A 13,314-nucleotide genomic window follows, 5' to 3' on the forward strand; every position below is an offset into this window, starting at 1 on the left:
CCTCAGACTTGCAGCTGGGACAGCAGCAATTGTCGGAGACGGCGCCAGATCTGCTGGCCCGGCGGCTCCCAACTGAAGTTGAAGCGGACGTAGGCGCGACCGCCGAACGCGGTGGCTGCCGGTGCATTCTCGGGCAGTACGAGATCAATTTGAAAGACGCGCTGCAGCGTCTTTAGCCCTTCGGGATCGCTGGGGTCGACAGTGAAGGCGCCGCCGCCGGAGCCCCCCAGAGCCCTGCTGGGAAGAACATCACGGCCTGACGGTATTTCGCGAATGGATTCTATTGGCAGCGTCTCATCTGGGCGCTCTGCGAGTTTGACTTCGGCGCTCTGCAGCCGATGGCGAACGAGGTCGATGTCGTCCTGACGGATTGTTGCGCGCACGACTCGTGAACCGGGAGTAAGTACGTAGCCGATCTGTTGCCCTTCGCGCAGGAAGCGTCCTGGCAGATCTTGTGGTTTCATAACCGAAAAGGTGCCCTCGCTGCGGCTCTGCACGATGAGGCGTGCGTCGCGATCGGTTGCGGTCGCGAGCTCGGCGCGTGCTTGTTCCAATTCCGTCGTGGTGATCTTCGCGCTCGCCCGGTCGGTAAAGCGCTCGATGGCAAGCCTCGTCTCGAGCTCGGCGACCCGTGCGCGGAGAATTGCGAGCTGGGCCTTGAGTGTCGATTCTTCGCTTTCGACGAGCGCTTCCCCGGCTGTGACGTGCGCGCCCGGACGGACCAGAAGCGCGCGTGCGAAGCCATCGGTTCTCGCGCGCACGATTGCGTTCTCCGGCAACCAAACGACGCCTTCCGTCGTGCTGTAAGAAGGGGCCGGAACCAGGAAAGTCATCAGCCCGGCGGCCAGGATCATGCCGAAGGTCGCTGTTACGGCGCGGGCGCGATTGCGATGAAGCCTCGGGCTTGCGAGCACGAACCACAGTGCCTTGCCGATCGGCAGCACAACACCTGTCAGCAGACTCCAGACCGCGATCGAGACGCCGAGGGCGAGATACTGCGAGGCGACGAACACGGCGATCGCGAGCATCACGACCTGTCGGTAGACGAAAGCAGCCGGTGCGTAGAGAAGGAGCCAGGTTCGTTCGCCGGTCATGGCTACGAAATCCCCCGGTTCATCGGCGCCAAACGCGTAACGATTGACCAGGGAGGCCGAATACCGGGTAGCACGCTGCGCCAGGTTCGGGATTTCGAGCAGGTCCGCGAGAATGTAGTAGCCATCATAACGCAGGAGTGGATTACCATTGTAGACCAGTGTCGAGACGCCGGCAACGGCCAGTGCGTCGAATGCGAGCGCGCGGACAAGTCCAGCCTCCACTGCGAGCCATACGTAGAGCGCGAGCGCAGCGAAGAACACTTCGACGATCATTCCGGCCGCGCCGACAAGAGCGCGCCTCCACTTGCTGCGGAATGCCGATGCCGCAGAGGCGTCAACATAGGGCAGCGGGGCGAACACCAGGATCATTACTCCGAATTCTGGGACTGTTCCCCCGAACGCCGTGACCGCAAATCCGTGCCCAAATTCATGCAGGGTCTTGAGCAGGAGATACACCAGCGCGAGCAATAGAAGGTTATCGGTGGCCAGGATTCGGTCGGAGGCGTCGGATGTGAGTGCCTGCCAGTGTTGGGCCGCAAATAGAGGGGCGGGCAACACCACCAGCAGCCACAGCACGGCACCCGGCAAGCCGAACAGCCATTCTGCAAGTGGCCGGGTACGCTCGAAAAACCTGACCGGATGCCAGAGCGGAATCCGTAGGGCCAGCGGGTAGAGCACGTTGCCGAGCCACCTGGACCGTTTGGCTTTCGAAGCACGCGCGACCAGCGCGCTTGCATCCGGAGTCACTTCGGTTTGTAACAGGTCGTAAGCGCTGAGTTCGGCCAACAACTGGATGACGTCGCTCTGGCTCGGCGTCTCCTCCGCGAGAGTGGATCCGACCTCGTGCCAAATCTGGTCAACCGTTCGCGCGCCGTCCATCGCGGCCACGATCATGTAGCCGGCGGGCGACAAACGGTGCATGCGGCCAGTCGCGTGATCCTGCACGACATACCAAGTGCAGCCCCGATACCGATGTCGGTAGACCGAGGTATGATCGCGAAGCCTCGGCCTGCGTTGCGCGACGCGATACCAGGATGAGCTTAGAAACGGGGCTGCGGTCATGTTGCCCCTCTCACGGCAGGTACTTCCACGCGGCAAGGCGCAGCCAATCGATGACAGGATGCATCCAGATCCACGCAATCGAGCGTCGTCCGGAATTGATCTTTGCAACGCCTTCCATTCCGGGGCGCAATGCAAGGCCCGGCTCCGAGAGGCGGGCCTCTATTCGAAAAGCATTGCGTCCTTCCTCGGCGAGCGTAACCGGCGTGATCTTGCTAAGGGTCATCGGCACCGGTTCGCCGGGCCTGCCTGCGAGCGCGACGGTTCCGCTTTGTCCGACCGCCACGAAGCGAACATCACGTTCGTCGACTTGAACGATCAGGCGATAGGAATTGAGTGGCGCCACCTCGAACAGCGTCTTTCCCTTCTCGACGGGGGAGCCGAGCATCTGGCTCAGGTCGCCGGAGACGACGACACCGTCGAACGGAGCGAGGATCCGGGTGCGCGCGAGCTTGTCTTCCGCAAGAGCCAACTGGGCCTCCGCCTGCCGGATCTGCGGTTCCAGTACCGCGAGGCCGTTGCGATCGTGCTTGGCGAGCGCCTCGCGATCGCGCTGAAGTAGCTTGTCGAGTTCGGCTCGCCACTTCAACCGATCGAGAACAAGATCCCGGTCGTCGAGCAGGGCGAGAAGATCGCCCTGCCGCACCGTGTCGCCAGCCCGAGCCGGGGCCGCTCGAACAAATCCGTCGAACGGAGCCACAGCTGCGCGCTGCACTTCGGCCTCAAGCACCGATTTCGCGGTGACTCGGTGCTCGCCTTTCGCAAAGACCAAGGTCAGCGCAAGCACCATGACACTGCCGATGCAGAGCTTGAGGGTCGGCCGCCGTGGGCCGAACAGTGCCGCGCATCCGTCGCCGATACCGTCAACCGCCCGCCCGCCCAGGAGCCGGTTCGCCCGCAGCTGCAATCCGACCTGAGGTCCCAGCAGCGCCGCGATCCCCTCTATCAGCTTCAGCGCGTCGTCCGTAAAGGGATCGGCGCGGTGACGTTCCAAGGTGAGAGCGCCGATCGGTTCTCCATCGGGGCCGACCAGTATAGCTGACATCGCCGACGAGCCCGGCGCCTTTGCTTCCGCCGCCAGCGCCCGATGAGCGATGGCCACGACGCGCCCCATCCTCGGCAATGGTGGATAAGCGACGCATGCACGCTGCTCGATCGCTTCTTCCATGGCGCTCTCGATCGCATTGACGAGGCGGCTCTCGCGTTTGAAGCTGGCGGAGAACGAAACTGCGCGCAGGCTGATTGTGCCGTTTCGGCCGACGATACCCAGCGACGCACGCTCGCACTGGAGGCGGGTTGCCAGCTCATTGACGACCGCGATTGCCATGCCGCTCAGCCGCGGCTGCGCGTTCACCGTCGCGAGGAGGTCGAGGCACGATGCGGCTCGCGATACGTCAGACGAGAGATGCTTGGTGCGCCTGGCCCAGGGCAATGACTCGAGCCAGCCCGCGCCCCAGCGCAATTGCTCGGCGACGATGGCCGGGGTGACCAGCGGCCTGGCGGCAGTCGTCGTCAATGCGATGGCCACAGCCGCAATCGGCTCGCTCGTAGTGCCCAGCGGCAGAGCAACTATTAGGACCACAGGTTGCGCGGGCCGCGAATCAGGACCGACGCGACCGGGAGCAACGACCAGGCGGCGCTCCGCGTAGGCGGTCTCGGCCAGGCGCATGAGATCGCTGGCGTCGACATCCCGAGGCGGCCACGTTACCGATAGTAACGGCGCAGCTGAATCAACCCGGCGCATGAACAACAGGCCCGCTGACACGCCGGCAATACGGCTGCATTGCAGCGCCAGCCAGGCCGCAACAAATGCCGCTTCGTTCTCCGCATTCAGCAATCCTTGCCAGTGCGGCGACGACGTCCTATCTGCGGGCACCCTCCGCAATTGTGGGGCGGGGCCCCCGCTTGCCGTCAAGTCGGGTTCAGACATGTACTGTCCGGGACAAGGGCCGAGCAATGGCTGGATGGCGCCCGTCGAAGGGCGGCCGCCATTTTAAACCAAATCCCTTTATCATATTATGTTCGTGTTGCGTGATTTTAGTTTTATTTAATGTGCATTAATATTATGTACAATGAGCCTGGGAGCCGAAGCGGAATTGGGGAACTCGCATGGTGGGTTCGATTGAGAGAGTTGTCCGCAGAGCTCGGTACATGAGCTACATCGTGTTGTGCTTGCACCTGCCGGCAGGGAGCTTGCTTGCCGGATCCGGTGCAGGGGCAGAGACCACGGAAATCTCGGCGGGGGAGCGGGAATTCAATTGCGTGATCGAGCCGCAACAAACCGTCAAGCTGGCGAGCCCGGCGGTTGGTACCATCGCGCGCCTTGATGTTGATCGCGGCGATATCGTTCGGCAGGGCCAGATTATTGGCAAGATCGAAGATGGAGTCGAGGCCGCAACGCTGGCGCTCGCGCGGGCGCGTGCAACCAATGATGCTCCCGTGAAGTCGGCCGACGCCCGCGTGCAGTTCCTACGTCAGAAGCATGAGCGTCTGAAAGAGCTTTATGCAAGGTCCGTCAGTCCTCTCGCCTCACTCCAGGAAGCCGAAGCGGAGGCCCAGGTTGCCGAACAGCAGCTCAAGGAGGCGCGACTCAATCAGGAACTCGCTCGTTTAGAGGTCGCGCACGCCGAAGAGGTTTTGAATCAACGCGAGCTGCGTAGCCCGGTCGACGGCGTGGTGGTCGAGCGGCTTCTCGTTCCGGGTGAATATCGAAACGACCAGAGCCCGGTCCTCACTCTCGCACAGATTGATCCGCTGAGGGTCGAGGTGTTCGTGCCCACCGCATATTTTGGTCAGATCCGTACCGGCAGCAGAGCCAAGGTGCGACCGGAGCTGCCCATCGGAGGCGTCTATATCGCCTCTGTCGCCGTTGTCGACCGTGTCCTCGACGCTGCCAGCGGAACGTTCGGGGTGCGTCTTGCCTTGCCGAACCCGCGTTTGGCGCTGCCGGGGGGAATTCGCTGCAAAGTCGCCTTCGTGTTGGACGGTGACAATCCGGCTCTAATGGCTGGTGACGCGCCGCTATCCCGCCAAAAATAGGGTGCGCGATCATTGCGAGAATCTGAAGCGATTGATTTTGACGACCTCGAAGTGCGGTTCGCTGAATCGCCGAAATTGAATTGCGCTTGTATTTATTTAACTGTGGTATTTAATATTGTGAATCGATGACCGCAAATCATTGGATTGGAATTTAAACATGACGCTGAATTCTCTCGGAGACGTCGAGTTCGTCGGCGAAATCGAATGGGATGGCAAGGCGATCGTGGTCGGGGCAGCGACCCCGTTTGGGCACGTGTCCTGCAGAATCCCTCGTGAGACGATCCACGCGCTCCCGGTCTATTCTGACGCCCTCGAGCGCGAGATCCGTTTGGAGCGGCACCTGATTTTGGAGCGGCTCGCCCCGGCGCTACGTGCGAAGATCTCCCGTTCGGCAGCAGGCGAGCCTGTGGATTTGTGGCCATGGGAGATCAGCCGCGCGCGCCCTGCGGCCGTCGCGAGCACTTTGCCCACCGATCAAGAGGCCGCCGGTAGCGTACCGGAGGCGATGGAAAAGGCGCAGCCGTCATGATGGCTCGGCCGGACTCGATGGCGGAGTTCATTCGGCTGCCTCAACGCGACCAAGGCGCGGCACAATAACCCTGAATGTCCAATCCGAGCGTTCGGATTGAAGCCCGAGTCATTGGCCGACGAGAGACGGCAGGGCCGGGCAAGAGCAGCGGCGCTCCCGAAATGAAGCGTGTATTTGACCTTGCTTGTCTACGGCAGGCCGAGCCCTTTGGCCCCGGGGCGGGATCAGTTAATCGCATCGCTATTTTAGTTGATAATTATATAAAAATTAATATAATTAAATAAGGGAAGATGGTTAATCGCACGGTTCCGGCCAGGGCTTCGCTGCGGCTGGATCCGAACCTCAATGGTGCTCGCAAGGGGATCGGCAGATGTATCGAGTCTCCGGCTCCGTCTTGATTGCAGCGGTCGCCATGATGGCCGGAGGTGCCACGTGGGCGGGCGCAGGGCGCCTGGCGATGGCCACGACTCCTCAAGCAGCACCGGGCCGCATCGAACTCGGACGGCCCACGCTTCCGCCTCTGTCGTACACGATGTTCTGTCTGCGCTATGAGGCCGAGTGCCGCTCGCGGCGAGGCTTCCGGGGCGGTCCGGTCCGGCTGACGGGCGAACGGTGGTTGGAACTCCTGGACGTCAATCGCATGGTCAATCTGGCCATTGTGCCGGCGCCCAACGACCACGGCCTGGCTGGCGAGGCGTGGAGCATCAATCCCGATCGAGGGGATTGCAATGACTACGCCGTAAGCAAACGCCACGAACTCCTTCGGCGTGGCTGGCCGGCGCGGGCCCTGCTGCTGAGCGAGGTCATCATCGGTTCCGGACAGCATCATTTGGTGCTGCTCGTCCGCACCCTGAGCGGCGATCTCGTGCTCGACAATCTCTCCCTGGAGATCAAGCCCTGGTCGGAAGTCCCCTATCGCTGGCTTCGCGTGCAGATGCCGAGCAATCATCAACTCTGGGCGACGGTCGACGGGAAGGGGACGTGATCGCTAACGGGCGAGCGCGATGCGGATCGCCCCTTCCTGTCCCCTGGCTCCGCGCTCCGGTGGATCGGCTTGCTGCCCATGGGGGGCACGGCAAGATCTGCAAGTCGGCCCGCCATGGCCGCCGCTGCCGTCCCCGTGCAGTTCGGCATTGCGGTCAATGGGCTGCTGCCGCGATCTTCCGGCGGCGAGGACGGCCCGAACCGCTGGGAAACCCGTGCGCAGCAAAATGCGTATCCTCGCGGCGCGCGGCGTCGGGATATGGCCCTGACGCTCAGCCGGTCCGACGGCGGCCTTGTCCGGATGGGCGATTGATCAGGAGATCGTTCAGCTTCTTGCCGGCCCGAAGCTGCGCTTTTAGCCATCGAGGCTGCTTGCCACGACCGGACCAGGTCTCGGATGGGTTCTTCGGGTTCCGGTACTTCGGCAGGACCGGAGGGTAGGGACGGCGCACACGCTCCGCGCTCGGGGCCCCGGCGGTTCCCTCTATCCTGCGAAGCCGTTCTTCGAGCTTGGCTTTTTCCGCGATCATTCTCCGACTGAGAACAGTCGTCACCTCATCGTAGAGCCGCCACAGCTCGGCGGTGGTCGCAGATGCCCAGTCGTCCTTCTCCATGGAAGCCGTCCCCACTACTTCCGATACGAAATCGGAGGGGGCTTATCAGGTCAAAGCCGGGTCGGGCAAGCACGATCGGTTCGCGCACAGCTCGCAAGTGTGCAATGCGGGTGCTTCTTGGGCTAACGGCCGGGTCTGTACCTCCGACCGACCGGCCGCCTCCCGGCCGCTCTTCGCCGGCGCACCGTTCGCGTTGGACCGAGCAAGCGCTGCTCGGCCATCAACACGCGACGACGTAAATTCTGCAATTCGGTGAATTGAACGATCAGCGCCTCACGCGTTTGGCGCAAAATAGCCGAAGAATACATGTGACCACCTACTCATGATCAGCGATGACGCCGTGACCGCGGACTGGAAGTTGCAAGGATGACGAAATGCCGCCCCCAACTTTGCTGACAAGGTCTTCATCGGTGCTACTAGTGAAGCAGAACAGTTATCGTTCGAGATCCCTGATCAATGATCGGAAACAAGCCCCGTGCCCGCCATTCGAGCTTCCCGGCTGGCACACGACTGAGATCGGAAGGATTCCAGCCGCTGTCGCGCTTGATGATCAGTTCTCATATTAATCTTGATGAATAGTATTACTTTTTATGTCCCTCCTCTTCCGGTCTGACGAGGCCTGCCAGATTGCCTCGCTCTGGTGAAACTTTGTTGAATGTTAGATTTGAATCCTGAGTGTCCCTATATATCGTTCGTAATAAGTGGCCGGTGACGAGTTAGACGCCGTTAACCAGTACTGACGAAGCAGCCAGATTGCCGCGCACTACACTCTTTAGGAGAGTTTTAATATTGCGACAATCCAGCATTGCGGTAAATAATCGGATTTGGTCGGTGAATATGCCGTTTCGATATCCCTCGGGGGGACCGTGTTCTTGCGCTGCCGCACGCATTCTCCAGGCGAGTTACGTTGATGCGGCCATCTGGCGTTGGCCGATATCTGCCGTGACGAAGCTGGCAGTGCGACGTTTTGCCAGCACGAATTGGTCATGCCTCCCGCGCGTCTCCATAGAGAGAATGTTGGATTAAACGGCTGCATGCGGAGTTTTAGCGATAGGCAAGGAAAGCATGCGCCGCATCAGAGTCGTCATCGCGGACCGGCACCCGATCGTCCTGCAGGGCATCAGCAGCGTCCTTGCGATGCAGCACGATTTTGCGATCGTGGCCGCCTGCGGCGATGCCGCGAGCTGCATTGAGGCGATCCGACTCGTCGAGCCGGACATTGTGCTGATCGATAGCGCAATGCCCGACATCAACCGCCCGGACTTCCTTGCTCTCGCAAACACCGCTGGCCGAGGGGCCCAGGTCATTTTCTTCGGGAAGGCCGTCGATCGCGAGTTGCAAAGGCTGGTCGCCGACGGCGCGTGCGTCGTCCTCACGAAGGATGCGAAGCCGGAGATGCTGGTCGCAACCCTGCGGAAAGTGGCACAAGACCAGGGACTTGCACTGGAACCGACGAGCCCTGACGGGGAGATCGGCGAGGAGCCTCGCGCAGCTGGGGAGAAGTCCCTGACGCAACTGACCGACCGGGAGCGGCAGATCATGAGGCTCGTATCGGAGGGGTTGTCGAACAAGGAGATTGGGCGTCGTCTGAACATCGCCGACGGTACGATCAAAGTCCACCTTCACCATATCTTCCAGAAGCTGGATATCAGCAATCGTACGGTTCTCGCGGCATTGGCGATTTCGCAAAACGAGCAGCATGCTGCCCCGCGTGAGCTCACCTCTTCCGGGCAGCTTCAGCAGGATCCGGCGGTCCGAAATGACGAGGACGCCAAGCGTAACAGTGTCCTTCCGGGGCGCTCGCGTTAGCTGCAAATCCACTGATTGGATCGGATGTTGTTCACGGGCGTGCAGCGGGGCCGGTGCGCGCAAGCAGGACAGGACGATTTTATCCGCGGCCTGCCCGCCCCAGGACCACCAAAGAGGGAGTCTGATGCGGGAGTTGGGTGCTCAGGCGCGCCAGCCTCGCCGTGTATCGTTCATCATGCTGGGGTGGGGAGTGTCGGTTGTCGCGGTCAGATGCTCGGCCATGTCGCGGCAGGCCCCTTCGGCCTCGGCCAGCGTTCGGAAGGGCGAGCCGCTGATCTTGATCGCGCCGTCGTTCCGGTAGAGCGGTCGCCAGCTCGCCAGGTAGCCGGTACGTCCGTGGAAGCCCGGACCGGTAGGGCTTCCGAAGCTGATCACGAACGAGAAGCCATCGCTGCTCGCGCTCCATATCTCGATGTTCTCGACGGGGCGATGAAACTGCAGTGGCATGGCAATGATTCCATTGCGGTGGTCGGACCGTCACCCGATTAATATGAGCGAGAAATAAATAAATTAAATGCTGATTTCAAGTCGAAATTCGAGCTGCGCCGGCGTCGAAGAAGCTGGACTTGAGAGTCTCGGAGACTGAGCGTCTTGGGAAGAGAACCGTCGGCGCCGCCTTCGCAACTCGAGCTATCCCCGGAAGATGAGCGAGCTCGGAGGGCAAGCGAGCGGTCGCTGCAACCTGGCCGGTTTGAATTTCAGTATTCTTCTCGCGCGCCTGTTGCCGGGTCTGCGCGGCGACACACGAGTGGTTCGCGAGAGAGGCCTGGGTCTAAAGCATGATCCGGAAAAGTGCGCAGCGGTTTTCCGGAAAGATCATGCGCAAACAACAACCTAAAGCGCGATGACGATTCATCCTAATCGCATCGCGCTTTACGAGCCTGCCTTGGATAGTCGGCTACCGGGCGAGTGGGACGCTCCGCGCTGGCGCCCCATGAACGAGCCCGACCGCGCCGTGCGAAACGATCCGGTCGATCTTGCGGCTCATGACCTTGTAGCACTCGCACGCCATGGCTTCGAGTCGCGGCCGATCGATCTCGAGCTGGCCGCGCTGACTGGATTTCAGCGCTCGTGACGCGCGCATTGTGCTCACGACATGCGTGATGGTGGTGCGGCGGACGCCCAGCAATTCTGACAACGTTTCCTGGGTCAGCGGGAGGAGATCGCTTCCATTCGCCCGGTCGTGAATATGAAGCAGCCAGCGCGCCAGGCGGGCTTCGACGGAATGCAGTGCATTGCAGGCCGCCACGTGCTGAAGCTGCGTCAACAACGATCTCGTGAAGACCTGCATCATGGATCTGATGGGCGGGCTGCGGTGTTGCGCCGCCAGAAATTGCACCGGCGAGATCTGCAGCGCAGACCCTGGCAAGCGAACGATCGCCGTCGTGGGCGAGCGGGATGCGCCGAGCGCAGAAGTCAGACCCACTGCCCCCTCGTGTCCGATGATCGCCGTGGCAACCGTCTGCCCGTTGGGCAGCTCCGTGATGGCGGCGATCGCGCCGCTCAGGGGGAAGAGGAAATGCTCGACCCGATCGCCCGATCGGACCAGCACGGAATCGCGTTCGATGACGACTTTCCGCAGATGGGGCGCAAGCAGGGCAAGATCTGCTGGCGGCAACGCGGCTAACAATCGATTACCGACTCTGGTCGCGTGGTCCATCACGGGATTGGCCCCCGACGGATGACCGGCGCTAGAACTCATGCCGGTCGTCGAGCCGCTCTGCCGAGCGCCGACAGCAAGCCAACTGGCTACCGTACATATGGTTCCATGATGGACGGCGTGCATGCGCGGGCCCGATAACCGCACGCTGTCGCGGAGGTCATGTGCCTCCGGCTCGAATCCGAGTCCATCGCGATGGTCCACGTCCCATAGGTGCCGGAGTTTGCGCCTCGACAAAGAGGCCGTGACTGCAACTGCTTACCTTTTCGGGCGCTGCCACGGGATCGCGTGCAGGCGATGGGAAGCAAGCCGGTGATCGGAACAAGCCTCTGCAAATGGACCGTCAGTTACTTCGCGCTCGCCGTCGTGTGGCTGCTGCTCGCAGAAGGCGTGATGGTCGCCGGGTTCGGCTTTCCGCACGACGACATCGGCGGACCGGACACGCTCGTCATCGTTCATATCGTCTGCATCGGCTGGTTGAGCACGGCGGTGTGTGGCGCGCTGTTCCAGTTCGTGCCGGTGCTGGTCGCAAGGCCGCTCTATGCGGAGCGCTGGACGCTGCCGGCTCTGGCGCTGCTGGCGCTTGGGCTGATGGTCCTGCTCGCGGGTTTTCTGGCTCTCGGCGGCCACTTCAACGGGCCGCGCTGGTTGCTTCCGGTCGGCGCGGGGCTGCTGACATCCGGTTTCACATTGGTCGCTGCCAATCTCGGCATGACGCTCTGGTCGGCTCGCCCGCTGCCGGGGCCTGCGCGGTTCGTCGCAGTCGGGCTTGCCTGCATCTGTGTCACGGCGGCATTCGGCGGCATGTTCTCTCTGGTGCTGTCCGGGACGGCTGTCGCTGCACCATGGCCGGACCTGTTGCTATCGGGTATTCCGATCCACGCGATTGCGGGGCTTGGCGGATGGCTGACATTCACGGCCATGGGCGTCAGCTATCGCCTGCTTGCGATGTTCATGCTCGCGCCCGATGGCGATGCGAGGCTGGGTCGGCCTGCCTGGCGTGCCGGAGCCGCCGCCTTGGCGGTCGGTGTTGTCGGTGGCGTGCTCGCACCCTGGCGCGCGAGCGGACTGAACCTGGTGCTTCTGCTTGCCGGAGCTGCGGCCCTTCTATCGCTGGCCGCTTACGGCCGTGACGTGCTCGGCCTGTACAGGACCCGCAAGCGCCGCGCGCTCGAGCTCAACACGCGCATGAGCCTGCTTGCGCTGGGGAGCCTCGTCGCAGTCGCCATCCTTGGCGCCGCGTCTGCTGCGACCGGTTCGTTGCAGTCGCATGCCGGAGCGCTCGTCTTTCTCGTCGCGTTCGGCTGGCTCACCGGCCTTGTGCTTGCCAATCTCTACAAGATCGTTCCGTTCCTGACCTGGCTCGAGACCTATGGTCCGGTGATGGGCAGGGTGCCGACGCCCCGCGTACAGGATCTCGTCGCCGAGCGTCGCGCGTCAAAATGGTTCGTCCTGTTCTTTGCCGGCATCTGGGCGGCCACGATGATGCTGTGGATCGACGCGGCGCCCGGCTTTCGCATTGCTGTCGCAGTCGTGACGGTTGCAACACTCGGCCTCGTTGAGGAGCTCGTCAGGGCCAGACGGCTTGCGGATGTGGCGGAGCCGTTGCGCCTGCCGGCGGGAGCAGCCGTGCCCCGTCTTCTGGTTTCACGCAACTGAAGGAAAATGCAATGACCGAATTCATCGACGTCGACGTCCGGCCGATTCTTCGTGCAGGGGGCGAGCCGTTCTCGATCATCATGGCCGCGCTCGAGCGGCTGGAGCCCTGGGAAGGCCTGCGGCTCCTAGCCCCCTTCAAGCCGGTTCCTCTGTTCGACGTCATGGCGAGCAAGGGCTTCGCGCATCGCGAAGCCGAGCTCGAAGGCGGCGAATGGGAGATCCGGTTCATGCCGGACGACGGCTCGTCCGCAGCGGCCGAACCGGCGCCTGCTGCGCCGAGCGATGGCGACTGGCCCGAGCCCACCGTTCATCTCGACAACCGCGACCTCGATCCGCCGGAGCCGATGGTCCGGATTCTGGCCTCGGTGGAGCGGCTTGCGCCCGGGCAGACGCTCTCCGCCTTGCTCAGTCGTGAACCGGTCTTCCTGTTTCGGGAGCTGACCAGGCGCGGCCATCAGTGGCGCGGGGGCTTCACGCCACAGAGGGACATCTATCAACTGACGGTGAGGGTGCGCACATGACGACCAAGGACGATGATCTCGTGGCCCGGATAAGGCAGGCCCTGAAGGTCGTGATCGATCCGGAACTCGGACACAACATCGTCGACCTGGGCTTTGTCTATGATGTGTCGGTCGATGACGGCGTCGCGCGCATCGTCATGACGGCGACGACGCGAGGTTGTCCCGCCGCGTCCTTTCTCAAGGAGGGTGTCGCGAGCAGCGCGTGTCTCGTTCCGGGCGTGGAATCGGTCGACGTCACCATGACGTTCGAGCCGCCCTGGCAGCCCTGGATGATCTCGCCGGGCGTAAAGGCCTCGCTCGGCTTTGCCGAGGTGAATTGATCCGCCGAGACGGCTTTGATCCGAGT

Annotated in this window: 12 protein-coding genes; 7 read left to right on the forward strand and 5 right to left on the reverse strand. The window is 62.3% G+C overall.

The genetic code is table 11. From position 1 onward, the window contains the following. Nucleotides 1-2: 2 nt before the first annotated feature. Both XH87_RS02985 and XH87_RS02990 read right to left on the reverse strand, forming a co-directional pair. Complete coding sequence (locus XH87_RS02985) at nt 3-2,156, reverse strand: PqqD family peptide modification chaperone (protein ID WP_271586111.1); 2,154 nt, start codon at nt 2,154-2,156, stop codon at nt 3-5. A 10-nt stretch (nt 2,157-2,166) separates the two neighbouring features. Further along, a complete protein-coding gene (locus XH87_RS02990) occupies nt 2,167-4,083 on the reverse strand; it encodes an HlyD family efflux transporter periplasmic adaptor subunit (protein ID WP_271586112.1) in 1,917 nt (638 codons plus the stop codon). A 221-nt stretch (nt 4,084-4,304) separates the two neighbouring features. Here XH87_RS02990 and XH87_RS02995 point away from each other — a divergent pair, with 221 nt between their 5' ends. The 3 genes from XH87_RS02995 to XH87_RS03005 all read left to right on the forward strand — a co-directional run bounded on the left by XH87_RS02995 (nt 4,305) and on the right by XH87_RS03005 (nt 6,706). Continuing rightward, nucleotides 4,305-5,192 (forward strand): efflux RND transporter periplasmic adaptor subunit, encoded by an 888-nt coding sequence (locus XH87_RS02995; RefSeq protein WP_271586113.1) that lies wholly within the window; start codon nt 4,305-4,307, stop codon nt 5,190-5,192. Nucleotides 5,193-5,349: 157 nt separating this feature from the next. Further along, entirely contained in the window at nt 5,350-5,721 is a 372-nt protein-coding gene (locus tag XH87_RS03000; RefSeq protein ID WP_271586114.1) for a hypothetical protein, read from the forward strand. A gap of 370 nt (nt 5,722-6,091) precedes the next feature. Continuing rightward, nucleotides 6,092-6,706 carry a transglutaminase-like cysteine peptidase gene (locus XH87_RS03005; RefSeq protein ID WP_158669551.1) on the forward strand — a complete coding sequence of 205 codons (615 nt, stop codon included), beginning with the start codon at nt 6,092-6,094 and terminating at the stop codon, nt 6,704-6,706. Nucleotides 6,707-6,977: 271 nt separating this feature from the next. On the opposite strand, the gene XH87_RS03010 is transcribed toward XH87_RS03005, so the two are convergent. After that, complete coding sequence (locus XH87_RS03010; protein ID WP_158669550.1) at nt 6,978-7,319, reverse strand: H-NS histone family protein; 342 nt, start codon at nt 7,317-7,319, stop codon at nt 6,978-6,980. 1,065 nt (nt 7,320-8,384) lie between these two features. On the opposite strand from XH87_RS03010, the gene XH87_RS03015 reads away from it, so the two are divergent. Continuing rightward, nucleotides 8,385-9,128 (forward strand): LuxR C-terminal-related transcriptional regulator, encoded by a 744-nt coding sequence (locus XH87_RS03015; RefSeq protein ID WP_271586115.1) that lies wholly within the window; start codon nt 8,385-8,387, stop codon nt 9,126-9,128. A gap of 141 nt (nt 9,129-9,269) precedes the next feature. Here XH87_RS03015 and XH87_RS03020 read toward each other — a convergent pair whose 3' ends face one another. After that, nucleotides 9,270-9,575 carry a hypothetical protein gene (locus XH87_RS03020; protein ID WP_271586116.1) on the reverse strand — a complete coding sequence of 102 codons (306 nt, stop codon included), beginning with the start codon at nt 9,573-9,575 and terminating at the stop codon, nt 9,270-9,272. A gap of 451 nt (nt 9,576-10,026) precedes the next feature. Next, nucleotides 10,027-10,788: a Crp/Fnr family transcriptional regulator gene (locus XH87_RS03025; RefSeq protein WP_333909166.1), complete on the reverse strand. Its 762-nt coding sequence runs from the start codon at nt 10,786-10,788 to the stop codon at nt 10,027-10,029. Nucleotides 10,789-11,100: 312 nt separating this feature from the next. Here XH87_RS03025 and XH87_RS03030 point away from each other — a divergent pair, with 312 nt between their 5' ends. From XH87_RS03030 to XH87_RS03040, 3 genes are read left to right on the forward strand one after another with little or no spacing between them, the layout of a single operon-like run. After that, on the forward strand, nt 11,101-12,447 hold the full coding sequence (locus tag XH87_RS03030; RefSeq protein ID WP_271586117.1) for a hypothetical protein: 1,347 nt from the start codon (nt 11,101-11,103) through the stop codon (nt 12,445-12,447). Between the two features lie 11 nt (nt 12,448-12,458). Continuing rightward, on the forward strand, nt 12,459-12,968 hold the full coding sequence (locus XH87_RS03035; protein WP_271586118.1) for a DUF2249 domain-containing protein: 510 nt from the start codon (nt 12,459-12,461) through the stop codon (nt 12,966-12,968). Beyond that, a complete protein-coding gene (locus XH87_RS03040; protein WP_158669546.1) occupies nt 12,965-13,288 on the forward strand; it encodes a metal-sulfur cluster assembly factor in 324 nt (107 codons plus the stop codon). The genes XH87_RS03035 and XH87_RS03040 overlap by 4 nt, the downstream gene beginning before the upstream one ends. The last annotated feature ends 26 nt before the right edge of the window (nt 13,289-13,314 follow it).

Source organism: Bradyrhizobium sp. CCBAU 53415 (assembly GCF_028128735.1).
Taxonomy (GTDB): Bacteria; Pseudomonadota; Alphaproteobacteria; order Rhizobiales; family Xanthobacteraceae; genus Bradyrhizobium.